We start from the raw sequence: 22,065 nt of genomic DNA on the forward strand, positions 1-22,065 counted from the left end.
GAGCCCGTCGATGACCTCGCCCCTCCTGTCCGACCCGCGCCTGATCGTCGGGCTGGACCTGCCGTCCATCGAGGCGGCCCGCGCCCTGGTCCAGAGGATCGGAGACGGTGTCGAGAGCTACAAGGTCGGGCTGACCCTTCTGGCGCGTCCCGGCGGCGTCGCCTTCGCCCATGAACTGCGCAGCCTGGGCAAGATGGTCTTCCAGGACTGGAAGCTGCACGACATCGGCGCCCAGGTCGAAGGCGCGGCCCGGTCGGTGGCCGAGGGCGGCTGCGACCTGCTCACCGTCCACGCCGAGCCCCAGGTCATGCGGGCGGCGGTCAAGGGTCGCGGCGGCCACGACACCCGGATCTTGGCCGTCACCGTCATGACCAGCCTGTCGGACGAGGACCTGCAGGAGATCGGTTATTCGGCCAGGGCCGCCGATCTGGTCGAGACGCGGGTGCGTCAGGCGCTGGACTGTGGCGTCGACGGCGTGGTCTCCAGCCCGCTGGAGGCCGCTCGCGTCAAGGAAATCGCCGTCGAGGCGGGCCGTCCGGACTTCCTGATCGTCACGCCGGGCGTGCGCCCGGCCGGCGGTGATCTGGGCGATCAGCAGCGTGTGGCCACCCCCGCCGCCGCCCTTCAGGCCGGAGCCACCCATCTGGTCGTCGCGCGGCCCGTGATCGCGGCCGACGACCCGGTCATGGCCGCCGCCCGGATCGCCGCCGAGATGGACGGCGTCCGCTAGGGCCTGAGCTTGTCGGAAAACCGTCAGCGGTTTTCCGACAAGCTCAGGCCCTGAGAGAAAACGCTCAGCCCCGCTCGCCGGGCTCCTGGCGATAGGGCATGCCCTCGCCGGTGTCTCCCGGAGGCAGGTCGCCGTAGTAGCCCAGCGGCGGCTGCACATGGATCGGCGCCGGCTGATAGACCTGCGGTTCGGCATAGACGGGCTCGGCGTAGGCCGGCTGGGAATACTGCACCGGCGGCGGGGCATAGGGCTGCTCGTAGCCGCCCTGGTCGTAACCCCTCTGCGCGTAAGCCTGGCCATAGGCCTGCTGCTCGTAACCGCGCTGGTCGTAGCCGACCGGCTCCAGCGGCGAGGCCTGATACGGGATTGGCGCATAGCGCGGACCCTGCTCGCGGTGTTCGGCATAGTGGTCGCCGCCGGCAAAGCCGCCCTGGTAACCGCCAGCGTAGCCGTAGCCGCCGCCCTGGCTGGTGCTTTCGCTGTAGCTTTCACGGACGCTGTAGGACGAGCCCGGCCGGCCGGCGGAATAGCTCTGCTGATAGCCGTAGCCGCCGTCGTAGCCGCTGTGTCCATGACCGCCCTGGCAGTTGCAGGGGGTCGGATAGGGCGCGGGAGGCGGCGGAGGCGGCGCGGGCGGATAGCCGCCGCCGCAGTTGTCGTAGCAGGGCGCCGGACGCAGGCCGCAGCAGCGATCGGTGGTCACATAGCGACGGCCGAACCCTTGGGCGACATAGCCGAACGGACGGCTGGGGCCATAGCCGGGGCCGGTCACCACGACCGGGCCGTAGCCGCCCTGATAGCCGTAGCCGCCCAGATCGATGCCGCCGCTGCCGTGCACGATCGTGCCGCCATAGCCGCCCTGACCGCGGATCGCGCCGACGTCATAGCTGCTGGCGTTGATGTAGGAACCGGCGCGCGAATAGGCCGAGGCGCTGGCGTTCACATTGGCGTTGACGTTCACATTGATGTTGCCGCCGTAGTGGCCGCCTCCACCGCCAGGATGACCGCCACCACCGCCGCCAGGGTGACCGCCACCGCCACAACCGCCGCCGCAGCCTCCCCCTCCGTAGCCGCCGCCATGCTGCCCCCCGCCATGCTGCCCGCCGCCGCCGCGTTCGCTGGCGAGCGTCGGAGAGGCACCCAGCAGAAGAAGGGCGGTCAGGATCGATATAAGCGTTTTCACTGGGCAGGCTCCGCGACGTTCGAGGCCACCCTAGGCCTTGTCTCGCAGAAGGGTTCCGGATGCTCTCCTCAAGGGAGCAATCCGTTCAAGACGTGGTTAAATCTCGCTTTTCTGGCGTGAAGCTGGCCCTAGCGATCGTACAGATACGCCCCGACGCCGCAGTAACAGTCCCCATCGCGATAGCGCCCGTGATCCGCCCCACGCGGGGCCCGATCGTCGTTGTAGCCATAGACGTCGTGATAGCCGCGTCCCGGCGGACTGGACCACCGGGTCCACTGGCCGGATGTCTGGGTGCTGTACCCGTACCGCCCGCCCCGGTCACGGCCGTGGCCGTACCGGACCGGCGGCCGATAGGCGCGTGGGTCGCCATAGGACTGGGTCTGATAGCCGTGGTTCGAGTCGTATCCATAGCTCTGGCCGTGGCCGCCGAAGCCATAGGCGACGGGTCCGCCGTACGGCTGGCCATAGGTCGTCGGCGCCGGGCCGTAGTAGGGCTGGCCATAGGTCTGGGCGGCGGCCGCGCTGGGGACAGCGAGGGCGGCGAGGACGATCAAGGCGAGACGACGCATGGGAACCCCCGGAGACGGGAAAAAGCCTAGTCGAAAAGGTTAACACGGAACGCCGTGATTTGTTCGCGTCTGTCGTGGGACGTCAGAAATCGACCGCCAGCCCCTTCTTCTCCCAGTCGCCGTAGCGTGTTGGCTCCGGCCCGGTGGGGCCGCCGTGTTCGATCTCCATCGACAGCGCCTCGGCCTGGGCGCGACGCTCGGCCGCCTCGGCCAAGGCGCGTTTGGCGGCCTCGCTCAGGACCCGTTCGGGCGGGGCGTCGTCAGGCGTTTCGGGCGCGTCGGTCATGGATGGACACATAATCCCGCGACCGCCGCTGCGCCAGCGCGGCGCCCCGCCACAGTCTCGCCCTTGCATCGCAGGCGCTCAGGCCCTTTAAGCGCGGCCAAATCCACTCCCGCCGTTCTGCGAAAGATCCCGCCATGGCCAAAGCGTCAGACAAGCCCGTCAAGAAGGTCGTCCTGGCCTATTCCGGCGGCCTGGACACCTCGATCATCCTGAAGTGGTTGCAGACGGAATATGGCGCCGAGGTCGTGACCTTCACCGCCGACCTGGGTCAGGGCGAGGAGCTGGCCCCCGCGCGTGAGAAGGCCCTGAAGATGGGCATCAAGCCCGAGAACATCTTCATCGACGACCTGCGCGAGGAGTTCGTGCGCGACTTTGTCTTCCCGATGTTCCGCGCCAACGCCCAGTACGAGGGCGACTATCTGCTGGGCACCTCGATCGCCCGCCCGCTGATCGCCAAGCGTCAGATCGAGATCGCCCGTCAGGTCGGCGCCGACGCCGTCTGTCACGGCGCCACCGGCAAGGGCAACGACCAGGTCCGCTTCGAGCTGGGCTACTACGCCCTGGAGCCCGACATCCGCGTCATCGCCCCGTGGCGCGAGTGGGAATACCGCAGCCGCGAGGCCCTGCTCGACTTCGCCGAGAAGAACCAGATCCCGATCGCCAAGGACAAGCGTGGCGAGGCCCCCTTCTCGGTCGACGCCAACCTTCTGCACTCCTCGTCCGAGGGTAAGGTGCTGGAAGACCCGGCGGTCGAGGCCCCCGAGTTCGTGCACCAGCGCACGATCAGCCCTGAGGAAGCGCCCGACAAGGCGACCGTCATCGCCATCGGCTTCGAAAAGGGCGACGCGGTCTCCATCGACGGCGTGGCGATGAGCCCGGCCACGATCCTGACCAAGCTGAATGAGCTCGGCCACGACAACGGCATCGGTCGTCTCGATCTGGTCGAGAACCGCTACGTCGGCATGAAGTCGCGGGGCGTCTACGAGACGCCCGGCGGGACAATCCTGATCGCCGCCCACCGCGGCATCGAGTCGATCACGCTGGACGGGGGCGCCATGCACCTGAAGGACCAGCTGATGCCGAAGTATGCGGAGCTGATCTACAACGGCTTCTGGTTCTCGCCCGAGCGCGAGATGCTGCAGGCCGCGATCGACCTGTCGCAGCAGAAGGTCTCGGGCACGGTCCGCGTGAAGCTCTACAAGGGCAATGTCGCCGTCATCGGCCGCGAAAGCGCCAACAGCCTTTACGACCAGGATCTGGTGACCTTCGAAGAGGGCGTGCAGGCCTATGACCACAATGACGCGGCCGGCTTCATCAAGCTGAACGCGCTCCGTCTGCGGGTCCTAGCCAAGCGTGACCGCAAGGGCTGAGCCGTCAGTCGTCACCCGGCCGGGGCGGCGCCTGGCGTCGATGTCAGCCGCCCCACCCTGTCATGTCTTTCGGAGTAACCCCATGATCCGCGCTCTCGTTCTCGCCGCCGCCCTGTCGTCGGTCTCTTCGCTGGCAGTCGCCCAGAACGCCGGCGTCACCGCGCCTGCGCAGGCCCCTCAGGCCGAGGCGCCCGGCGAAGCCGAGTTCGAAGCCCGCGCCGAAGCCTTCGGCGAGCGGATGCAGGCCATGGCCGAGGAAATGCGCAACGCCGTCAGCGCCGCCGGGGGCGATGCCGCCAAACAGGACGCCGACCTCGACGCCATCGAGCTGCGCTACCAGGCGGATGCCGAGGCCTTCGCCCTCGCGCTGGAAGCCTTCGTCAACCAGCAGGCGGCGGGGGTGCCTGAAGATCAACGCGGCGCGATGACGGCCGGGATGACGGCGGCCCTGCCCCAGATCCGATCCTACCCGCAGCAGGTCCGCGCCCAGGTGGAGGCGGCTGCGGCCGCACCCGCTCCCGACGCCCCGGCCTCCTAAGCCGCCTTACCGCGATTTCACTTGAGCTGAGGGGCCGCCGGGCGGACCTTGAGGGCGACCTCAAGGAGCTTCCCGCCATGATCCGCGTCCTCTCGCTCGCCGCCGCCTTGGCCGTCCTGCCCCTGTCGACCGCACTCGCGGGCGAGCAGAAGACGCCGTCCGAGGCCGCCATCGAAACCGCCTCAGCCGCCTTCGAGGCGCGCATGAAAGACTTCGGCGAACGCGCCGAGGCCATCTCGGACGACGAGAGCCTGTCGGAAGACCAGCGCGAGATGCGCATCGCCGCCCTCTGGACCGAGTACCAGCCCGAGGTCTCGGCCTTCACCGCCGAGATCACCAGCCGCGCCGGCCAGATCGCCGCCGAAGCCCTGGCCAACATCGACGTCGAGGCCCTCGTCGCCGAGGCGATGAACGATCCCGAGGTGAAGCAGGCCTTGGAGAACGCCGAGGTCATGGCCCACGGCGTGGCCAGCAACGGCGCCTGGGCCTCCCAGGACCCCGAGCAGATGGTCACCTACCAGCTGATGGCCCAGTACGCCCTGGACCAGGCCGCCGACGCCGTGGTCGCCGAGGAGGCCGAGGCCGTCGACGCGGGTGACGAAGCCGGCGAGGACGACTGAAAGAGAGTTCTCCCTCCCCCTCGGGGGAGGGTCGTCGCGCAGCGACGGGGTGGGGGCGGCTCGGCGACGAGCCGCCTTTTCTATGTACGGTGACCGGATCGCCCGGCCGCCCCACCCGGTCTCCGCTTCGCTCCGACCACCCTCCCCCGAGGGGGAGGGAGACCGATACGCCTTTACTGCAACGCCGCAGCATCCAGATTCAGCGCCGTGATCGGGATGACCTCGACGTTCGGGTGCTTGGCCCTCAGCGCGTCGATGAACTGGGCCGCATCGCCGACGATCACCAGGCTGGCCCGATCCACCGGAAGATGCTGGGCGAAGGCGTCCTGCACCGCCGCCCCGTCGATGGCCTCGACCTTGCCGACATAGGCGGCCAGTTCGCTCATCGGCAGGTCGTAGAGGGCCAGACCGGCCACCAGCCCGCCCAGGCCATCGACCGTCTCCAGCTGATTGCCGAAGGCGCCCGTCAGAATGGCCTGACGCGTTGTCAGTTCGCTGTCGGTCGGACGTGTGGTCGACAGGCGGTTGATCTCGGCCAGGATCAGGTCGGCGACCTCGACCGCCGCGTCGTTGCGGGTCTGGGCACCGGCGGTGAACAGGCCGTCCTCGCGCCGCACTCCCAGCGCCGACCGCGTGCCATAGCTCAGGCCGCGCTTGATGCGGATCTCCTGGTTCAGGCGCGAGGTGAAGCTGCCGCCCAGAAGGGTGTTGCCGAGCGTCAGCGGGAAGTAGTCGGCGTCGGTCCTCGACACGCCGCGCAGGGCTACCGTCACCGCCGCCTGGCCCGCGCCCGGCTGGTCGATGACCACGATGCGAGGCGGCAGGGGCTGGCCGATCGGTGCGGCGCGCGCGTCGATGGGGCCGGTCTCGCGCCAGTCGCCGAAGGCCGCCTGCGCCAGGCTACGGGCGTCCGCCTCGGTGATGGCTCCGGAGAAGACCAGGGTGGCTTCCGACGGACGATAGCGGCGCTGATGGAAGGCGGCGACGTCCTCGCGGGTGATGGCGGGGATGGTGGTCAGGGTGCCCGATCCCGGCGCGCCATAGGCGGCGTCGCCGTAGATGACGCGGGCGGCGGCCTGGGACGCCACCGGGCCGGGCGTGGCCAGGGCGACGCGCAGGCCGTCCAGGGTCTGGTCACGCTGGCGATCCAGCTCTTCCTGCGCGAAGGCCGGATTGCGGACCAGATCGGCCATCAGGGCCACCGTCTGCGGGAAGACGTTGGCCGGTGCGTTGGCATAGATGTTGGTGAAGTCGGGCCCGGATCCGGCGCCGATGCCGGCGCCCAGCTGCTCGATCTCGGTCGCGATCTGCGGCGCGCTGCGGGTCGCCGTGCCCTGGGTCAGAAGGGCTGCGGTCATGGCGGCGACACCGGCCTTGCCGGCCGCCTCGTCGCCCGAGCCCGCATCGAAGTTCAGGCGGGCGGAGACCAGCGGCAGGCCCTCCTTCTCCACGACCAGGACGCGCAGGCCGTTGTCGAGACGGAAGTCGGCGACCGGCGGGGTGGTCGGTGCGACCGGCTCGGTCGTCGCCGGCATCCGCGCACGCTCGGCCTCGGGCAACAGGGTGAAGACCTGACCCACGGGGGCCAGGTCGGCCAGGGTCACCGGGGCGGTGATCTCGGTCTCCTGCGCCGTCACCGGGTTGGCGTCGTCGGCGTTGAGATAGCGCAGGGTCACCGCGCGCTGGTCGGTCAGATAGCGGCGGGCGACGCGCTGGATATCGGCGGCGGTCACGGCCTGGATCTCGGCGATCTCGCGGTCGGCGACCGAGGCGTCGTTGGTGTTGATCAGGGTCCAGCCCAGGACGCTGGCCCGGTCCTCGACCGTCTCGCGGCCGCGCAGGGCGTCGGCGACCAGTTCGTTCTTGGCCTCGGTCAGTTCGGCCTCGGTGACCGGTTGATCGCGGAACTTCGCGATTTCGGCGTCGATGGCGCTCAGGCCTTCGTCGACCGTATGGCCGCCCGACATGATGACCTGGGCCATCAGATAGCCGGCCTGCTGCGAGAAGTCGGGCGAAGACCCGGCCTGTGCGGCGATCTGCTGCTCATAGACCAGCGAGCGATACATCCGCGAGCTCTCGCCGGTCGACAGCACGCCGTCCAGCACGGTCAGGGCGGCGCGATCGGGATGGCCGTAGGGCACGGTAGGCCAGGCGCGCACGACGGCCGGCAGGGGCACGTTGGGGGCGTGGACGGTCATCTCGCGCGGGCCGGTGGGCTCGGGCTCGGTGGCGTCGGTGACCTCCAGCGGCCGGTCCGGATTGGCGATGGGCGCGAAATACCGGTCGATCCAGCCGTCGAGTTCCGCCTGGTCGAAATTGCCCGCCACCACCAGGAAGGCGTTGTCCGGGCGATAGAAGGTGGCGTGGAACCGGCGCACGTCCTCGATGGTCGCGGCGTCCAGGTCCTCGATCGAGCCGATGGTCGAGCGGCGATAGGGGCTGTCCTGGAAGATCAGCATCGGCAGGAACAGACGCATCCGGCCATAGGGGTTGGCCAGCACGCCCTGGCGGTATTCCTCCTTGACCACGTCGCGCTCGCTCTCGAACACGGTCTCATCGACGACCAGCGAACCCAGACGGCTGGCCTCGGCGAAGATCAGACGCTCCAGGTGATTGGCCGGGATGGTCTCGTGATAGGCGGTGACGTCGTCACTGGTGAAGGCGTTGTTGTTCCCGCCCACGTCCTCGGTCAGGCGGTCGAAGGTCTCATCCGGGAAATCCTTGGTCGCCTTGAACATCAGGTGTTCGAACAGGTGGGCGAAGCCGGAGCGGCTCTGCGGATCGTCCTTGGACCCGACGCGGTACCAGACCTGGACCGTCACGTTCGAGGTGGAGGTATCGCGCGACGTATAGACGTCCATCCCGTTCGGCAGGGTCCGCTTCACGAACCCCAGCGGCGGCACCTGGATGCCGGCGGGCGGCGTCTGGGCCTGGGCCAGGACCGGGGCGCCGGACAGGATGGCGAGGGCCGCGACGGCGGACAGCAGGCGGGATTTCATGGACGGGCTCCTGGGGATTTCGGAGCGACCGTATCAGGCTCGGAGACCGGCGTAAGTTACGGCGCTGTAATGAAGTGATCCCTCTCCCGGCGGGAGAGGGCTTGAGCGCACGACGGCTTGCCGTCGTCCTTGCGCGAAAGGGTGAGGGGCTGGCGCTGACCGGTGAGGGCTGCCCCTCACCCTTTCGGCTTTACGCATCGCTACGCTCTGCGAGCCTCAAGCCCTCTCCCGCCGGGAGAGGGAACTAACCCCCAAACACCTCGACCCCGACCTCGCCCTCCGGCGTCAGCCAGGCCCGCTTCATGCCCTGGCTGTTGAACGGATCGGCCCTGTTGCCCTGCGCATCCAGGGCGATCAGGCCGCCGTCGCCGCCCATCCGTCCGATCCCCGCGATGACCGCCGCGCCGGCCTCCGTGATCGACGCCCCCGCCTCGACCCGCCAGTCCATCTGGGCAGCGGCCGCCGTGCGGATGAAATACTCGCCTTGTCCGGTGCAGGAGACCGCGACCCGGTCCGTCGCCCAGACCCCCGCCGCAGGGATCGGCGTGTCCCCGACCCGGCCCGGCAGCTTCCCGAACACCCCGCCGGTCGATGTCGCCGCCGCCAGCCGCCCTTCGACATCCAGCACGCAGCAGCCCACCGTACCGTGGCTCAACGCCGGCCCCTGGCCCGGCGGATGGTTGTCCTCGCCCTGACCGGCGCGGGTGAACCAGGCCTCGGGATCCTCGATCCGCTCCAGCCCATGCTCGCCCGCGAACCGCGCCGCGCCCGATCCCGCCAGCAACACATGCGGGCTGTGCTCCATCACCGCCCGGGCCGCCTGGATCGGATTTCGATAGCCCTGGAAGGCGGCGACGGCCCCGGCCCGTCGGTCGGATCCGTCCATCAGGCTGGCGTCCAGTTCGTATTCACCGGCCAGATTGGGCGAGGCGCCGCGCCCGGCGACATAGAGGCCGGAATCCTCCAGCAGCACCGTCGTCTCCACCGCCACGTCCAGCGCCGAGGCCCCGGCCTCCAGCCGCACCCGCATGGCCTCGACCACCTCGCGCATGTGGGCGACCTCGGCGGTATAGTCGCGGCTGCGACGCGCGCCGGCGCCCCCGTGCAGGATCAGGGCGGGTCGGGTCATGGCGTCTCTCCTTCGGGCCTCGTCCGCCCTTCCCTGGGGCGGTTCGACTGGCTAGCGTCGTGCCGGGCGATGACACGGGGCCGATCCTGTGACAACCGTCGCCGCGCGACAGGCTGACGACAGGACGACCATTGGTGGCGAAGATCGATCCGGGACTGAAGGGGCGCGACATCCGCCCGGCGTTCAAGGCCTTCAACCGCGTCCATATCCCGGGCTTCCTGACCGCCGACAGCGCGGCCGAGGTCCATCAGGCCCTGGCGCACGAAAATCTGTGGGTTCGCTCGACGATCAGCGGCGGAAAGAACGCCGACATCCCGGTCGAGACGCTGGAGGCCCTGACGCCCGACCAGTACCGGGACTTCATGGCCGTGGCCCATGCGGAGGTCCCTCGGGGTCTCCATTTCATGTTCGACACCGTCCGCATCTCGACCGACATCGAAAACGGCAGGCCGGTCCGGCCGGTCTACCGGGCCCTGCACGACCTGCTGAACTCCGATGCCTTCCTGGGGTTCGTGCGCGAGATGACCGGCGACGATCGGCCTCGCTATGTCGACAGCCAGGCCACGCGGTTTCAACCCGGCCACTATCTGAACCAGCACAACGACGCCCATGACAGGCGCGAGCGGCTCTATGCCTATGTGCTCAGCCTGACGCCGGACTGGCAGGCGGACTGGGGCGGCCTTCTGGCCTTCATCGACGACGACGGCCATGTGCCCGAGGCCTATACGCCGAAGTTCAATGCCCTGAACCTGTTCGCCGTCCCGTTCGAACATGCCGTGACCTATGTGGCTCCGTTTGCCGGCGCCGATCGCCTGTCGGTCACCGGCTGGATCCGCGCCGACCTCCCCGCCTCCGCCGCCTGACCTCTCCGATCAACACGAAAGACATCCCATGCGCGCAGTTCTGTCCAAGACCGTCGGCGGCCCCGACAGCCTCGTCGTCGAAGAGGTTCTGGATCCGACCCCCAAGGCGGGCGAGGTGGTCATCGAGGTCAAGGCCGTCGGCGTGAACTTCCCCGACACCCTGATCATCGAGGACAAATACCAGTTCAAGCCCCAGCGCCCCTTCTCGCCGGGCGGCGAGCTGTCCGGCGTGGTCGAGGCCGTGGGCGAGGGGGTCAAAGGCATCTTCAAGGGCGACCGCGTCATCGCCATGCCCGGCTGGGGCGCCATGGTGGAGCGGATCGCCGTCCCGGCCGCTGGCGTCATCAAGATGCCCGACGCCATGTCGTTCGAGGAGGCCGCCGCCCTCGTCATGACCTACGGCACCTCCTACTACGCCTTGAAGGACCGGGCCCAGCTGAAGGCCGGCGAGAGCCTCCTGGTCCTGGGTGCGGCGGGCGGCGTCGGCGCTGCGGCGGTGGAACTGGGCAAGGCCATGGGGGCCCATGTCATCGCCGCCGCCTCGACAAACGACAAGGTCCAGTTCGCGCTCGAACTCGGGGCCGACAACGGCCTGATCTACCCCTCCGGTCCCATGGACAAGGCGGCCCAGAAGGAGCTGTCGGGCGAACTGAAGCTGGCCTCGGGCCGCGACGGCCCCGATGTCGTGTATGACGGCGTCGGCGGCGACTATGCCGAGCCGGCCCTGCGGTCGATGGACTGGAACGGCCGCTATCTGGTGGTCGGCTTCCCGGCGGGCATCCCGTCCTTCCCGCTGAACCTGACCCTCCTGAAGTCGGTCTCGGTGGTCGGGGTCTTCTGGGGCGCCGCCGCCGCGCGCGATCCCAAGGGTCACATGGCCAACATGGCCGAGCTGATGGCGATGTACGCCGAGGGCAAGATCAAGCCTCGCGTGTCTCAGACCTTCCCCCTGGAGCGCGCCCACGAAGCCATCCAGGCCCTGTCGAACCGCACGGTCATGGGCAAGGTCGTGGTCACGGTCGAAAGCTGAGACGCCGCCGATCCTCTCCCGGCGGGGGAGGATCGGTCTTCCGTGAATTTATTCTTATTCGACCCTTGCGCCGGCCTCGACGCGACCCATGTCTCCGGGTCGGTCTTTGACAATCCAGCACAGCGCGCAACGTCCTTGCGTTTCGCATAACTGGCCCCGCGGACATTTGGGGTGGCGGCAAGTCCTTGATCTTGCTCGAGCCGCCCGCCCTTTTGTCCGTAATGTCACCCAAAAAAATACGTCAGGGTGACAAAACAGGAGCAGCCGTCAGCGCAGCTTGTCGAGCGCCTTCTCGGCCAGTTCGCGGTGTCGCGTCCTGACATTGGCCCCGAGCGTGGCGATCACGGCCGTTATGACCGCCGCGTCGTCGGTGAACCCGATACCCATCAGAACGTCCGGAATGGCGTCGATCGGCATCACGAAATAGGCCAGGGCGCCCAGCATGATCCCCTTGGCCGCCATCGGCGTCTCGGGATCGCGCGCGGCGTAATAGACGGCGACCGCCTGGTTCGCGAACGGGATGCGCGAGGCCACGCGGCCGATCTTGGGCCAGAAGCCCGTGCGGACCTTGACCTCGTTGACCCTCTGGACGGAGGGCACGAGCGCCTTGGACGGATCGATGGCGTCTTCTGGGGTGATGGGCCCCGATGCAGGTTTGGCTTTGGCGGTCATGCCCGCTAAATCCTCAAAAGAAACTCAGGTTCAACGATTACATAGGAACGACAGGGATGAAACTCGACAGCAACATCGCCGCAGTGGTCACCGGAGGCGCCTCGGGCCTCGGTGAAGGCACTGCGCGGGCCCTCGCCGCCACGGGCGCCAAGGTCGCCCTGTTCGATCTCAACGCCGAAAAGGGCGAGGCGATCGCGAAAGAGATCTGCGGGATATTCTGTTCGGTCGACGTCACCGACGATGCCTCGGTCGCGGCGGCTTTTGAAAAGGCTCGCGCTGCCCATGGCCAGGAGCGTCTGACCGTCAACTGCGCCGGGATCGCCACCGGCATGAAGACCGTCTCGAAGAAGAAGGACACAGGCGAGATCAAGGCCCACGACATGGCCCAGTTCGAGCGCACCGTCCGCGTCAACCTGTTCGGCACCTTCCGGGTCCTCAGCCAGTCTGCGGCCGGCATGGTGACCCTGGAGCCCCTGGAGGACGGCGAGCGCGGCCTGATCGTCAACACGGCCTCGGTGGCGGCTCAGGACGGTCAGGTGGGCCAGGCGGCCTATTCGGCGTCGAAGGGCGGCGTCTACGCCATGACCCTGCCGGTGGCCCGCGACCTGGCCCAGGAAGGCATCCGCTGCAACACCATCCTGCCCGGCATCATGTGGACCCCGATGATGGCCGGCATGGACCAGAAGATCCAGGACGCCCTCGCCGCCCAGATCCCCTTCCCCAGCCGCCTGGGCAAGCCCTCGGACTACGCCTCGCTGGTGCTGGAGCTGGCCCGTAACGTCTACATCAACGGCGAATGCATAAGGCTGGACGGGGCCATCCGGATGGCGCCCCGCTGATCGCGAAGGGCGATCAGCGGGTAGGGCGCTAACGCTCGCGACGCGGTCGCTCGCTGCTTGAGCCTAATGTTCAAACTATTTGAACATTGGGACTTGCGGGACGCCGAAAGGGTCCGCTATACGGCCGCCTCTCGACGAGACGCGGCGCCCAGCGGGCCCACGTTACGGAGTGCGGGCGTAGCTCAGTGGTAGAGCACAACCTTGCCAAGGTTGGGGTCGAGAGTTCGAATCTCTTCGCCCGCTCCAGTCGAACAAGAGGCCCGGTCGCGAGACCGGGCTTTTTTGTTTCTACGCCCCGGGCTGCGTGAGTTGCCAAGGTTGGGGTCGAGAGTCAGCCGAGCGTGCAGCGGCGTGACTCAGCCGTCGTCGAGCACGAACGTGACGCCTGAAGAGGTCTCCACGCCCCGTCCGATCGATGCGATCGCACGAGACATGGCGCCGTCGCTCTTCAGACGCGCGTCCGCCAGAGCGACCATGTGGGCGTTGGGCGTCGAAAAGGGGGCTATCTTGCGCAGCCTTTGCGCCAGTATCTGCTCTCGTCCCGGCTCGCCGCGGGCGCAGGCGAGAATATAGGCCGCAGCGGGCGATCGACTGACTCCGGCCCAGCAATGCACCAGGAGCGGGCGGTCGGTCGTCGCGTCGTCGGCGAACGCCAGCAGCGCCGCGATATCCGCATCCGTGGCCATGACGTAAGGGTCTTTGGGCGTCACGATGTCATGGAACGTCAGCCTCAGGGTCTCGACATCCCGAGGCAATATGGCCTGCTCCCCGCCCGGCGAAGACAGGCTGACGACATGAGAGGGACGCCACCGCGTGAGACTGGCCTCGAGTTGGTGGAGGGGGGCGACGACGATCATGACTGGGCCAGAACCCCGGCGACAGCTACCAGTAGCGCCATTTCGACCAGCTGTTCGGTCGCGCCCAATGTATCCCCCACCCATCCCCCGATCAGGCGATCCGCCGCCCGGGCCATGACCGCGGCGGCGATGGCCGCCACCGCCACCCCGGCCACGGCGGCTGGAGGCGACAGGACGCCAAGGGGCGCGAGCGCCGCGATGGAGAAGGCCACGGCGATGCCGGCTTCAGACAGCGTGACCCCGTCGGCGACGGGCTTGACCTTGGTCCAGGCTCGGTCGCCGGCATAGGGCAGGATCCGCATGACAACCACCGCCGTCCCGCGGCCGGCGCCATGGGCCCCGATGATCGCGAGCGCGGCCGCCCAGACCGGCATCCCGGCGATGGCGGCGACCTTGATCGCGGTCGTCAGGCCCAGCCCGAGCACGCCGAAGGTTCCGATACGGCTGTCCTTCATGATCTCCAGGCGCCGGGCCTTGTCGCCGCCGCCCCCCAGCCCGTCGAAGGTGTCGGCGAGACCATCCTCATGAAAGGCGCCGGTGGTCAGTATCCCGGCGGCCACGGCCAGCAACGCCGGCAAGACCCCGCTCCAGACGGCGGAAGCGGCGACCAGCACCCCGGCCGACACTGCGCCCACGCCCAGGCCGACCAAGGGAAAATATCGCGTCGACCGGGCCGTCCAGTCCGGCTGGAAGCCCTTGATCGTGGGCGTCGGGATGCGGGTCAGGAACTGAATCGCGACCAGGAACAGGGTGAGCTGGCGTCCCATGTCAGAGGCGTCCCGCCAGAACGTCGTCCAGACTGGCCACATCCGACAGCAGGGCGGCGGCGGCTCGTAGCAGGGGCGCCGCCAGCAACGCGCCGGTGCCCTCTCCCAGCCTGAGCGACAGATCCAGCAGGGGCTCGGCGGCCAGGGCCGCAAGCATTCGCCCATGCCCGGCCTCGGCCGAACGATGGGCGAACAGACAGGCCTGGCGCGTCTCGGGACGCAGGCGAACTGCGGCCAGGGCCGCCGCGGTGCAGATGAAGCCGTCGATCAGGACCGGGGTCGACCGATCCGCCGCGCTATGGACCGCGCCCGCCATCATGGCGATCTCCAGCCCGCCGAACTGGCGCAGCACTTCGAAGGGCTCCGAGGCGTCGGACCGCTCAGTAGCGCGGGTCAGAACCGCCCGCTTGTTTTCGAGGCCGGCCTCGTCGTGGCCCGCCCCGGCCCCGACGCAGGCCGCCAGGGGCGCCGGCAGCAACCGATGCATCAACAGGGCCGCGGAGGCGCTGTTGCCGATGCCCATCTCGCCCAGGGCCACGACCTCGGCCCCCCGGTCGATGGCCGCAACGGCCTCGTCGTAGCCCCGCCGCAGAGCCAGATCCAGTTCGACCCTTGTCATGGCGGGTTCGCGCGCGGCGTTGCGGGCGCCCTTACGGATCTTGGCGTTCACCAGACCCGGATGAGGGGCCAGATCGGCGTTCACCCCGGCATCGACGACCACGAGCTCGGCGCCGACGGCGCGCGCGAAGGCGTTGGCAGTGGCCCTGCCTGCCAGCAGGGTGGCGACCATCGCCCGGGTCACGTCGGCCGGATAGCGCGATACGCCGTCCTCGGTCAGGCCGTGATCGCCGGCGAACAGCAGCAGGGTGATCCGGTCGGCCCGGGGCGGAATCCTCTGTTGGATCAGCGCCAGCTGCACGGCCAGGTCCTCGATCCGGCCCAGCGAGCCGGGCGGTCGCGCCTGGGCGTTCAACCGATCGCGCACGGCGGCGTCTGTCACGGGCGTCGTCAAAGCGGTCTGTCCCTCAATCCTGCGATCTGTGCGAGCGCGGCGATGTCGAGATGGGCCTCGAGCGCGGCGGCCACCTCGTCCAGCGCCGCATCGACGGCGAGCCGGTGATCCGTGGACCGGGCGACGACGCTCAGCTGTCCCAGCAGTGCGGCGCGCGCGGACGCGGCGTCGAACAGACGATGAATATAGCAACCCGCCACCCGGCCGTCGGCCGATACCGCCCCTTCGGCGCCCCCGCCCGCATGCCGTAGAAGCGGCCGGTCCAGGCCCGCGCCGGAGGTCCGACCCATATGCATCTCGAAACCCTCCCACAGCCCTGCGCCGGCCACTGTGCGGCCGGCGCAGGGCTTCAGCACCTTGTCGCCCTGCAGGACGGTGTCGACCTCCAACAGACCCAGGCCCTCCACCGTGCCGGCCGGTCCCTCGATCCCTTCGGGGTCCGAAACCGTGCGGCCCAGCATCTGGAAGCCGCCGCAGACGCCGAGCACGCGACCGCCGCGTCGGACGTGCGCCCTCAGGTCGATGTCCCATCCCTGATCGCGCAGAAAGGCCAGGTCCGACAGCGTCGCCTTGGAACCCGGCAGAATGACGAGGTCGGCGTCGCCAGGCAGCGGCGACCCAGGCGGGACATAGACCAGATCGACGGATGGCTCGGCCTGCAGAGGATCGAAATCGTCGAAATTGGCGATGTGGCGCAGGATCGGCACGACGATTCTGACACGGCCAGGGCCCGTCTCTCCGACCTGTCCCAGCACGACCGCATCCTCGGCGGGCAGACGGCGCGCCGCCGACAACCACGGGACCAGGCCCAGGTCCGGCCAACCGGTGCGCGCCATGATCTCGCGCCGACCGTCGTCGAACAGCTCGGGGTCGCCCCGGAATTTGTTGATGATGAAGCCCTGGATCGCCGCGCCGTCAGCCGGATTCAGCACCTCCTTGGCCCCGACCAGGGCGGCGATCACATGACCCCGGTCGATGTCGCCCACCAAAACGACCGGCGTCTTGGTCGCGAGGGCGAAGCCCATGTTGGCGATGTCGCCCGCGCGCAGGTTGATCTCGGCGGGACTGCCCGCCCCCTCGACGATGACGAGGTCCGCCTCGGCTTCCAGGCGACGGAAGCTGTCCAGAACCACATCCAGCAGCGCGGCCTTCCGCGTCTGCCAGCCCATAGCCTGATAACTGGCCTCGACTTGGCCGCGCACCACCAGCTGGGCCCCGACATCGCTTTGCGGCTTGAGCAGCACCGGGTTCATGTGCACCGTCAGGGGCGTACGGCAGGCGATGGCCTGCAGCGCCTGCGCCCGGCCGACCTCGCCACGCCGGCCGGTCTCGTCCGGCTCGGTGACGGCGGCGTTGTTGCTCATGTTCTGGGGCTTGAACGGACGGACGCGGTAGCCTCGGTCGGCGAACAGCCGGCACAGCCCCGCAACCAGCACCGATTTGCCGACGTCGGACCCGCACCCCTGGATCATCAGCGCCGCCATGGCTGCGTCCCCACGGCGACTATCGCCCACAGCAGGCCGCAGGCCCGAACATAGAGGGTCAGGGCCCGACGCAGATCGGCGGTCGTCGGCGCCGGTCCCTCGCCGAAGACGGGGCGGTCCGTCAGCACGCCGTCATAGGCCACGGGACCGCCCAGGCGCACCCCCAGGGCCCCCGCCATGGCGGCCTCTGGCCAGCCGGCGTTCGGTGACGCATGACGATGAGCGTCCCTCAGCATCACGCGCCAGCCTCCGCCTGCGGTCGCGGCGATCAGGGCGCCGGCGAGCCGGGCGGGCGCCAGGTTCATGATGTCGTCGGTTCTCGCCGCCGCCCATCCGAACTCCAGCCAGCGCGCCTCCCTGTGGCCGATCAGACTGTCGGCGGTATTGACCGCCTTGTAGGCGTAGAGGCCGGGCAAGCCGCCGAGCACCAGCCAGAAGGCGGGCGCGACCACGCCGTCGTTGAAACTCTCGGCCAGGCTCTCGATCGCGGCCGCCGCAACCCCGGAGGCGTCCAGGTTCGCGGTGTCGCGGCCCACGATCTTGCCGACGGCCAGGCGAGCGGCCGGCAGATCGTCCGTCTCAAGCGCCCTCGCGACGGCCGCCACGTGATCGTGCAGACTTTTCTGGGCCAGGCCGAGCGTGGCCGCCAGAATGCGACCTGGTTCTGGCAGGCGCGACGCCGCGAGACCGGCCGCCACGGCAGTCCCGACCGTCGCGACCAGAGTGACGACGCCGCCGATCCGTCTGCGGCCCGGCGATCGATCAGGCCTGTTCAGCCGCCGCTCGCCCGCGTCGATCAGGGCCCCGAGCCCCGCGACCGGGTGAGGCAAGCGTCGATGCAACCGGTCCGGATAGCCGACCAGCGCCTCGGTCGCCAAGGTCGCCAGGGCGAGACGGGCCATCGACCTACGCACGCCGAACGACGTCGATCAGGGGGCCGCCCTTTCCCCGGGTCAGGGTCGCCTCCACACCATAGGCCTGCCTCAGCACCTCCGGCGTCAGGGCGGTCTGGGGCGGATCGTCGGCGAGGACGCCGCCGTCGGCCAGGACGATGATCCGGTCGGCCAGACGCAGGGCCATCGATAGGTCGTGCAGGGTCAGGACGACACCGACGCCTTCGTCCGCCATCCGCCGGAACAGGGCCGCGACGTCCAGCTGGTGCGCGGGGTCGAGACCGGTCAGAGGCTCATCCGCCAGGAGCCATTCGGGCTCTCCGGCCAGGGCCCGTGCGATCAGCACCCGTGCGCGTTCCCCGCCCGACAGAGTATCGACGATCCTGTGGCCGAAGGCGGTGACATTGGCCGCCGCCATCGCCCGATCCACCGCCGCGCGGTCCTCCCTCGCCTGCCCACGGGCGCCGATGAAGGGGGTCCGCCCCAGTTCCACGAGGGTTCGCGCCTCGACCGACCAGGCGATCTCCGGGGTCTGGGGCAGGAAGGCGAGCCGGCGGGCTCGGGCGCGCGGCGGCGTGGAGGTCAGGGACACGCCGTCCAGGGCCACGTTTCCGGCGGTGGGATCGCGCAGACCCGCGAGGCAGCTCAGCAGGGTCGATTTCCCCGCGCCGTTCGGTCCCACGATGGCGGTGACCGTCCCCGCCTCAATCGACAGGGTGACGGCTGCCAGGATGGTCTTTTCAGCGATACGGACGCCCAGACCGGTACAGGACAAGAGGCTCATGCGATCTTCCTTCGCAGGCGCAGCAGCAGAACGAGGAAGAACGGGGCGCCGAGCGCCGCCATGGCGACACCCAGCTTCACTTCTCCGGCCGCGGGCGTGAGCCGCACCAGGATGTCTCCGGCCAGCACGATCACCGCCCCGCCGAGGATGCTGGGCACAAGCAGGGCGCCGGGCCTAGCGCCGACCAGCGGCCTCAACAGATGCGGGGTCACCAGCCCCACGAAGCCGATCACCCCGGTGACGGCCACGCTGGCCCCGGCGGCGAGCGCGACGCCCAGCGCCAGAGTCCATCGCATGCGGGGCATCGAAATGCCCAGCGATCGGGCCCCGACCTCGCCCAGGGTCAGGGCGTCCAGCGCACGTCCCGTGGTCAGCAGCAGGGCGCAGCCGAGTGCGATCAGCGGGAGAGCCATCCGGACCTCCTCGAAGCTGCGGTCGGCCAGCGACCCCATCAGCCAGTCGACGATCTCATTCACCGCCCACGGATTGGGGGCCAGCGACAGCGCCAGGGACACCCCGGCGCTCGACAGGATGTTGAGGATCGCGCCCGCCAGGATGAAGGTGACAAGGCTGGACGCCGAACCGGACAGCAGCATCAGGACGGCGACCCCGACCAGGGCCCCGCTGATCGCCGCGACCGGGAGGGCCCAGGGCGCGACGGCCGTCACGCCGTAATAGAGGGTCAGCACCGCCCCCAGCGCCGCCATGGCCGAGACGCCCAGCACGCCGGGATCGGCCAGGGGGTTGCGGGTGTAGCCCTGCAGCACCGCGCCCGAGAGGCCCAGCGCGGCCCCGACAGTCAGGCCGAGGATGGTGCGCGGCAGGCGCAGCTCGAACACGATGGCCCAGCGCGGATCGACGTCGGGCGACGTCCAGGCGCTCCAGGGCACCCAGACCTTGCCGGCGACCAGGCTGACGCCGGACAGCAGGATCAGCAGGGCGATGAGCCCGGCAAAGAGCCACGGTCGACTGACGGGTCTCATACCGGCATCCCTCCGACCGAATCGCGGGCACGCGATAGCGCCGCCGCAGTCTGGATCAGGACAGGCCCGCCGCAGAACAGCAGCCGTTCGGGAAAGACCGCGCGTCGCATGCCGCCGGAGACCCGGGTCAGCGCCGGGTGCTCCATCACCCGCTCGGCCCAGCTCGGCGCCCCGGGATAAGGCTCACCAGCCAGCAGGATGTCGGGCGGATCGGCGACGAGCCGCTCCAGCGGCACATTCATCGACCGCCGCAGGCCATAGCGGTCGGCGGCGTTGATGAGCCCCACCCGTCTCATCATCTCGTCCATCAGCGTGCCCGGGCCGGAGGCGAATCCGCCGGGCATGAAGACCAGCGCCGACAGCGGTCGCGCGCCGGGCGGCGGCGCGGCTGCGGCCAGGGCGGCTTCGATCCGTCCGACCAGGGCCTCGCCGCGCTCCGGATATCCGACCAGCCGGGCGATTTCGCCCACCTGATCCAGGCTCTCGGCGACGGTGTCGGGCACCCCGAAGAGGGCCGTCGGGATATCGAGCCGGTCCAGGGCGTTCCGCGTGGCCAGTGACGAATGCCGTCCCGTCACGACCAGGTCGGGCCTGAGGGCCAGGACCTCCTCGGCGGTCTCGTAGGTGAAGGGCAGTGTCCGGGCGACGTCGGCGATGGTCGAGCCGTAGGCCTCGCGCGCATAGTGGCTGAGCGCCGCGATCTGGGACCGATCCGCGACATGGACCAGAATGACGTCAAGACACGGATTTAGGGAAACGATCCGCTGCGGCCCGACGCCTGCGGTCGCTCCGGGTCGGAGGGCCGGCGAGGCCCCGCATCCGGAGGTCAGCGCAAGACCGCCCGCCAGCAGCAGACGCCGATCGACGCCCCGGCTCAAAAGTCGATCCCCCGCTGGGCCTTCACGCCCTGTTCGAAGGGATGTTTGACCAGGGTCATTTCGGTGACCAGGTCCGCGACCGCCAGGAGCTCCGGCTTGGCGTTCCGGCCAGTGACGCAGACATGCTTGCCCTCCGGTCGCGCAACCAGGCCGGCGACCACGGCGTGGACGTCCAGATAGTCGTAGCGCAGGGCGATATTGAGCTCATCGAGCAGGACCAGATCGAGTTCCGGGTCGGCGATCATCTCCAGCGAAACCGCCCAGGCCGCCTCCGCAGCCGCGATGTCCCTGGCCCGGTCCTGGGTGTCCCAGGTGAAGCCTTCGCCCATCACCTCGTATCGCACCTGATCGGGGAATTTCCGGAAGAACTGACGTTCGCCGGTGATCCACTTGCCCTTGATGTACTGAACCACCCCGACCTTCTGGCCCCAGCCCAGGGCGCGCGCCACCATGCCGAAGCCGGCCGTCGACTTGCCCTTGCCGTCGCCCGTGTTGACGATCAGCAGACCCCGTTCCTCGGTCTTGGAGCGCATCAGCGCGCGACGCTCGGCCTGGAGGGTCTTCATCGCCTCGGCGTGTTCGGCGTCCTTAGGGTCGGTCATCGTGTTCGCTCCAGCGCGCGTCGAAGGCGGGGCCAGTGTCTCCGACCCGGCAGGCCGAAGCGAATCAGGCCGGGATCGTGATCGAAGGTCCGCACCAGCACGCCCTGCTCGCCCAGCCGCCAGGCGCGCGCCGCCGCATCCTCGCATCGCGTCAGGCGAAACAGACTGGTCCCGCCCAGAACATCAAAGCCGTTTCGGGTCAGAAGAGCGTCCAGTCGGCCGGCGTCCGCGTCAAGGCGACGGCGGGTCCGGTCCGCCCAGCTTGCATCGTCATAGGCCGCCCGGCCCATGGCGATGGCGTCGGCTCCGACGGCCCAGTCACCGATCAGGCCCCTCAACCGTGCGGCCACGGCCGGCGGAGCGATCACGAAGCCGAGGCGCACTCCGGGCAGGCCATAGAATTTGCCGAACGACCGCAGCAGGATGGTGCGGTCGTCCGCCACCGACGCGGCGCTGTGGTCGGGCTGGACGTCGATGAAGGACTCGTCGATCAGCAGCCACCGGTCCCCGGCCCTCGCGACCAGGTCCCGGCCGTCGGTCAGCGCCCCGTCGGGGTTGTTCGGATTGACGATGACGCGTAGCTCGCTGTCGCTTTCGAACAGGGCGCTGCGCGTCACCTCCACGACCTCGACATCCGCCCGCCGCCAGGCGTCGGCGTGGCTGCCGTAGGTCGGCGAGGCGATCGCCACCCGGCGTACTTCGAGGCACATCGGCAGCAGGCGCAGGCCGGCCTCCGCCCCGGCCACGGCGACGACCCGCTCGGCTGGGATCCCGAACATGCCTGCCGCCTGCGCCTCCAGCGCGGCGAGATCTGCGGGATCCGGCAGTCTCGACAGGGCCTGGGTGGGTGCGCGACCGCCGCGCCAGCCGTGGGGATTGATCCCGGTCGACAGATCGAGCCACGGCTCCGGCGCGAGGGGATGGTCCCCCCGCGCCTTCGAGAGCCGTCCGCCATGCGGGATGCCGGCGACTGTCAT

At 69.3% G+C, this 22,065-nt stretch carries 23 protein-coding genes and 1 tRNA gene; 8 read left to right on the plus strand and 16 right to left on the minus strand.

Annotation, left to right across the window (positions count from 1 at the left end):
- The first annotated feature begins 10 nt into the window (after window positions 1–10).
- On the plus strand, window positions 11–730 hold the full coding sequence (gene pyrF / locus ACW171_RS12690) for an orotidine-5'-phosphate decarboxylase (protein ID WP_492093721.1): 720 nt from the start codon (window positions 11–13) through the stop codon (window positions 728–730).
- Between the two features lie 64 nt (window positions 731–794).
- Here the strand turns inward: pyrF and ACW171_RS12695 are convergent, their stop codons facing one another.
- From ACW171_RS12695 to ACW171_RS12705, 3 genes are all read right to left on the minus strand, one after another.
- Window positions 795–1,913, minus strand: a complete 1,119-nt coding sequence (locus ACW171_RS12695) for a hypothetical protein (protein ID WP_492093722.1) — start codon at window positions 1,911–1,913, stop codon at window positions 795–797.
- Between the two features lie 128 nt (window positions 1,914–2,041).
- On the minus strand, window positions 2,042–2,482 hold the full coding sequence (locus tag ACW171_RS12700) for a hypothetical protein (protein ID WP_492093723.1): 441 nt from the start codon (window positions 2,480–2,482) through the stop codon (window positions 2,042–2,044).
- An 82-nt stretch (window positions 2,483–2,564) separates the two neighbouring features.
- Window positions 2,565–2,768 carry a DUF1674 domain-containing protein gene (locus tag ACW171_RS12705; protein ID WP_492093724.1) on the minus strand — a complete coding sequence of 68 codons (204 nt, stop codon included), beginning with the start codon at window positions 2,766–2,768 and terminating at the stop codon, window positions 2,565–2,567.
- 134 nt (window positions 2,769–2,902) lie between these two features.
- Here ACW171_RS12705 and ACW171_RS12710 point away from each other — a divergent pair, with 134 nt between their 5' ends.
- The 3 genes from ACW171_RS12710 (at window position 2,903) to ACW171_RS12720 (ending at window position 5,296) form a co-directional block, all read left to right on the plus strand.
- Window positions 2,903–4,138 (plus strand): argininosuccinate synthase, encoded by a 1,236-nt coding sequence (locus ACW171_RS12710; protein WP_492093725.1) that lies wholly within the window; start codon window positions 2,903–2,905, stop codon window positions 4,136–4,138.
- Between the two features lie 82 nt (window positions 4,139–4,220).
- On the plus strand, window positions 4,221–4,676 hold the full coding sequence (locus tag ACW171_RS12715; protein ID WP_492093726.1) for a hypothetical protein: 456 nt from the start codon (window positions 4,221–4,223) through the stop codon (window positions 4,674–4,676).
- A gap of 77 nt (window positions 4,677–4,753) precedes the next feature.
- Window positions 4,754–5,296 carry a hypothetical protein gene (locus tag ACW171_RS12720; RefSeq protein WP_492093727.1) on the plus strand — a complete coding sequence of 181 codons (543 nt, stop codon included), beginning with the start codon at window positions 4,754–4,756 and terminating at the stop codon, window positions 5,294–5,296.
- 173 nt (window positions 5,297–5,469) lie between these two features.
- On the opposite strand, the gene ACW171_RS12725 is transcribed toward ACW171_RS12720, so the two are convergent.
- Both ACW171_RS12725 and ACW171_RS12730 read right to left on the minus strand, forming a co-directional pair.
- On the minus strand, window positions 5,470–8,295 hold the full coding sequence (locus ACW171_RS12725) for a M16 family metallopeptidase (RefSeq protein WP_492093728.1): 2,826 nt from the start codon (window positions 8,293–8,295) through the stop codon (window positions 5,470–5,472).
- A 244-nt stretch (window positions 8,296–8,539) separates the two neighbouring features.
- Entirely contained in the window at window positions 8,540–9,424 is an 885-nt protein-coding gene (locus ACW171_RS12730) for an isoaspartyl peptidase/L-asparaginase family protein (RefSeq protein ID WP_492093729.1), read from the minus strand.
- Window positions 9,425–9,558: 134 nt separating this feature from the next.
- On the opposite strand from ACW171_RS12730, the gene ACW171_RS12735 reads away from it, so the two are divergent.
- Both ACW171_RS12735 and ACW171_RS12740 read left to right on the plus strand, forming a co-directional pair.
- Window positions 9,559–10,287: a 2OG-Fe(II) oxygenase gene (locus tag ACW171_RS12735; protein WP_492093730.1), complete on the plus strand. Its 729-nt coding sequence runs from the start codon at window positions 9,559–9,561 to the stop codon at window positions 10,285–10,287.
- 28 nt (window positions 10,288–10,315) lie between these two features.
- On the plus strand, window positions 10,316–11,317 hold the full coding sequence (locus ACW171_RS12740; RefSeq protein WP_492093731.1) for an NADPH:quinone oxidoreductase family protein: 1,002 nt from the start codon (window positions 10,316–10,318) through the stop codon (window positions 11,315–11,317).
- Window positions 11,318–11,584: 267 nt separating this feature from the next.
- On the opposite strand, the gene ACW171_RS12745 is transcribed toward ACW171_RS12740, so the two are convergent.
- A complete protein-coding gene (locus ACW171_RS12745) occupies window positions 11,585–11,989 on the minus strand; it encodes a YkvA family protein (protein WP_492093732.1) in 405 nt (134 codons plus the stop codon).
- Between the two features lie 56 nt (window positions 11,990–12,045).
- Here ACW171_RS12745 and ACW171_RS12750 point away from each other — a divergent pair, with 56 nt between their 5' ends.
- Both ACW171_RS12750 and ACW171_RS12755 read left to right on the plus strand, forming a co-directional pair.
- On the plus strand, window positions 12,046–12,828 hold the full coding sequence (locus ACW171_RS12750) for an SDR family NAD(P)-dependent oxidoreductase (RefSeq protein WP_492093733.1): 783 nt from the start codon (window positions 12,046–12,048) through the stop codon (window positions 12,826–12,828).
- Window positions 12,829–12,999: 171 nt separating this feature from the next.
- Window positions 13,000–13,074: transfer RNA gene (locus ACW171_RS12755), tRNA-Gly, on the plus strand.
- A 110-nt stretch (window positions 13,075–13,184) separates the two neighbouring features.
- Here the strand turns inward: ACW171_RS12755 and ACW171_RS12760 are convergent.
- Genes ACW171_RS12760 through cobD form a run of 10 tightly spaced genes read right to left on the minus strand, consistent with a single transcriptional unit; the run spans window position 13,185 to window position 22,065 of the window.
- Complete coding sequence (locus ACW171_RS12760; RefSeq protein ID WP_492093734.1) at window positions 13,185–13,685, minus strand: tyrosine phosphatase family protein; 501 nt, start codon at window positions 13,683–13,685, stop codon at window positions 13,185–13,187.
- Complete coding sequence (gene cobS, locus ACW171_RS12765; protein WP_492093735.1) at window positions 13,682–14,452, minus strand: adenosylcobinamide-GDP ribazoletransferase; 771 nt, start codon at window positions 14,450–14,452, stop codon at window positions 13,682–13,684. Before cobS ends, ACW171_RS12760 begins: the two co-directional genes overlap by 4 nt.
- Window position 14,453: 1 nt before the next feature.
- Window positions 14,454–15,452: a nicotinate-nucleotide--dimethylbenzimidazole phosphoribosyltransferase gene (cobT, locus tag ACW171_RS12770; RefSeq protein ID WP_492093736.1), complete on the minus strand. Its 999-nt coding sequence runs from the start codon at window positions 15,450–15,452 to the stop codon at window positions 14,454–14,456.
- An 8-nt stretch (window positions 15,453–15,460) separates the two neighbouring features.
- Complete coding sequence (locus tag ACW171_RS12775) at window positions 15,461–16,948, minus strand: cobyric acid synthase (RefSeq protein WP_492093737.1); 1,488 nt, start codon at window positions 16,946–16,948, stop codon at window positions 15,461–15,463.
- Window positions 16,936–17,850: an adenosylcobinamide-phosphate synthase CbiB gene (gene cbiB / locus ACW171_RS12780; RefSeq protein WP_492093738.1), complete on the minus strand. Its 915-nt coding sequence runs from the start codon at window positions 17,848–17,850 to the stop codon at window positions 16,936–16,938. The genes ACW171_RS12775 and cbiB overlap by 13 nt, the downstream gene beginning before the upstream one ends.
- Window positions 17,851–17,854: 4 nt before the next feature.
- On the minus strand, window positions 17,855–18,625 hold the full coding sequence (locus tag ACW171_RS12785) for an ABC transporter ATP-binding protein (protein WP_492093739.1): 771 nt from the start codon (window positions 18,623–18,625) through the stop codon (window positions 17,855–17,857).
- Entirely contained in the window at window positions 18,622–19,608 is a 987-nt protein-coding gene (locus tag ACW171_RS12790) for a FecCD family ABC transporter permease (RefSeq protein ID WP_492093740.1), read from the minus strand. Before ACW171_RS12790 ends, ACW171_RS12785 begins: the two co-directional genes overlap by 4 nt.
- The gene (locus tag ACW171_RS12795; protein ID WP_492093741.1) at window positions 19,605–20,486 is read right to left on the minus strand and encodes an ABC transporter substrate-binding protein; all 882 of its coding nucleotides are present in this window, start codon (window positions 20,484–20,486) and stop codon (window positions 19,605–19,607) included. Before ACW171_RS12795 ends, ACW171_RS12790 begins: the two co-directional genes overlap by 4 nt.
- Window positions 20,483–21,088: a cob(I)yrinic acid a,c-diamide adenosyltransferase gene (gene cobO, locus ACW171_RS12800; protein WP_492093742.1), complete on the minus strand. Its 606-nt coding sequence runs from the start codon at window positions 21,086–21,088 to the stop codon at window positions 20,483–20,485. Before cobO ends, ACW171_RS12795 begins: the two co-directional genes overlap by 4 nt.
- Window positions 21,085–22,065 (minus strand): threonine-phosphate decarboxylase CobD, encoded by a 981-nt coding sequence (gene cobD, locus ACW171_RS12805; RefSeq protein ID WP_492093743.1) that lies wholly within the window; start codon window positions 22,063–22,065, stop codon window positions 21,085–21,087. Before cobD ends, cobO begins: the two co-directional genes overlap by 4 nt.

The organism is Brevundimonas sp. FV1ye28 (genome assembly GCF_058681135.1).

Coding starts and splice junctions, on each gene's coding strand:
- ACW171_RS12790 (WP_492093740.1), bottom strand. CDS start 19,608: ATGAGACCCGTCAGTCGACCGTGGCTCTTTGCCGGGCTCATCGCCCTG.
- ACW171_RS12705 (WP_492093724.1), bottom strand. CDS start 2,768: ATGACCGACGCGCCCGAAACGCCTGACGACGCCCCGCCCGAACGGGTC.
- ACW171_RS12745 (WP_492093732.1), bottom strand. CDS start 11,989: ATGACCGCCAAAGCCAAACCTGCATCGGGGCCCATCACCCCAGAAGAC.
- ACW171_RS12785 (WP_492093739.1), bottom strand. CDS start 18,625: ATGAGCCTCTTGTCCTGTACCGGTCTGGGCGTCCGTATCGCTGAAAAG.
- cobO (WP_492093742.1), bottom strand. CDS start 21,088: ATGACCGACCCTAAGGACGCCGAACACGCCGAGGCGATGAAGACCCTC.
- cobD (WP_492093743.1), bottom strand. CDS start 22,065: ATGACAGTCGCCGGCATCCCGCATGGCGGACGGCTCTCGAAGGCGCGG.
- ACW171_RS12710 (WP_492093725.1), top strand. CDS start 2,903: ATGGCCAAAGCGTCAGACAAGCCCGTCAAGAAGGTCGTCCTGGCCTAT.
- pyrF (WP_492093721.1), top strand. CDS start 11: ATGACCTCGCCCCTCCTGTCCGACCCGCGCCTGATCGTCGGGCTGGAC.
- ACW171_RS12740 (WP_492093731.1), top strand. CDS start 10,316: ATGCGCGCAGTTCTGTCCAAGACCGTCGGCGGCCCCGACAGCCTCGTC.
- cobS (WP_492093735.1), bottom strand. CDS start 14,452: ATGGGACGCCAGCTCACCCTGTTCCTGGTCGCGATTCAGTTCCTGACC.
- ACW171_RS12700 (WP_492093723.1), bottom strand. CDS start 2,482: ATGCGTCGTCTCGCCTTGATCGTCCTCGCCGCCCTCGCTGTCCCCAGC.
- ACW171_RS12715 (WP_492093726.1), top strand. CDS start 4,221: ATGATCCGCGCTCTCGTTCTCGCCGCCGCCCTGTCGTCGGTCTCTTCG.
- ACW171_RS12760 (WP_492093734.1), bottom strand. CDS start 13,685: ATGATCGTCGTCGCCCCCCTCCACCAACTCGAGGCCAGTCTCACGCGG.
- ACW171_RS12720 (WP_492093727.1), top strand. CDS start 4,754: ATGATCCGCGTCCTCTCGCTCGCCGCCGCCTTGGCCGTCCTGCCCCTG.
- cbiB (WP_492093738.1), bottom strand. CDS start 17,850: ATGGCCCGTCTCGCCCTGGCGACCTTGGCGACCGAGGCGCTGGTCGGC.
- ACW171_RS12730 (WP_492093729.1), bottom strand. CDS start 9,424: ATGACCCGACCCGCCCTGATCCTGCACGGGGGCGCCGGCGCGCGTCGC.
- ACW171_RS12775 (WP_492093737.1), bottom strand. CDS start 16,948: ATGGCGGCGCTGATGATCCAGGGGTGCGGGTCCGACGTCGGCAAATCG.
- ACW171_RS12750 (WP_492093733.1), top strand. CDS start 12,046: ATGAAACTCGACAGCAACATCGCCGCAGTGGTCACCGGAGGCGCCTCG.
- ACW171_RS12725 (WP_492093728.1), bottom strand. CDS start 8,295: ATGAAATCCCGCCTGCTGTCCGCCGTCGCGGCCCTCGCCATCCTGTCC.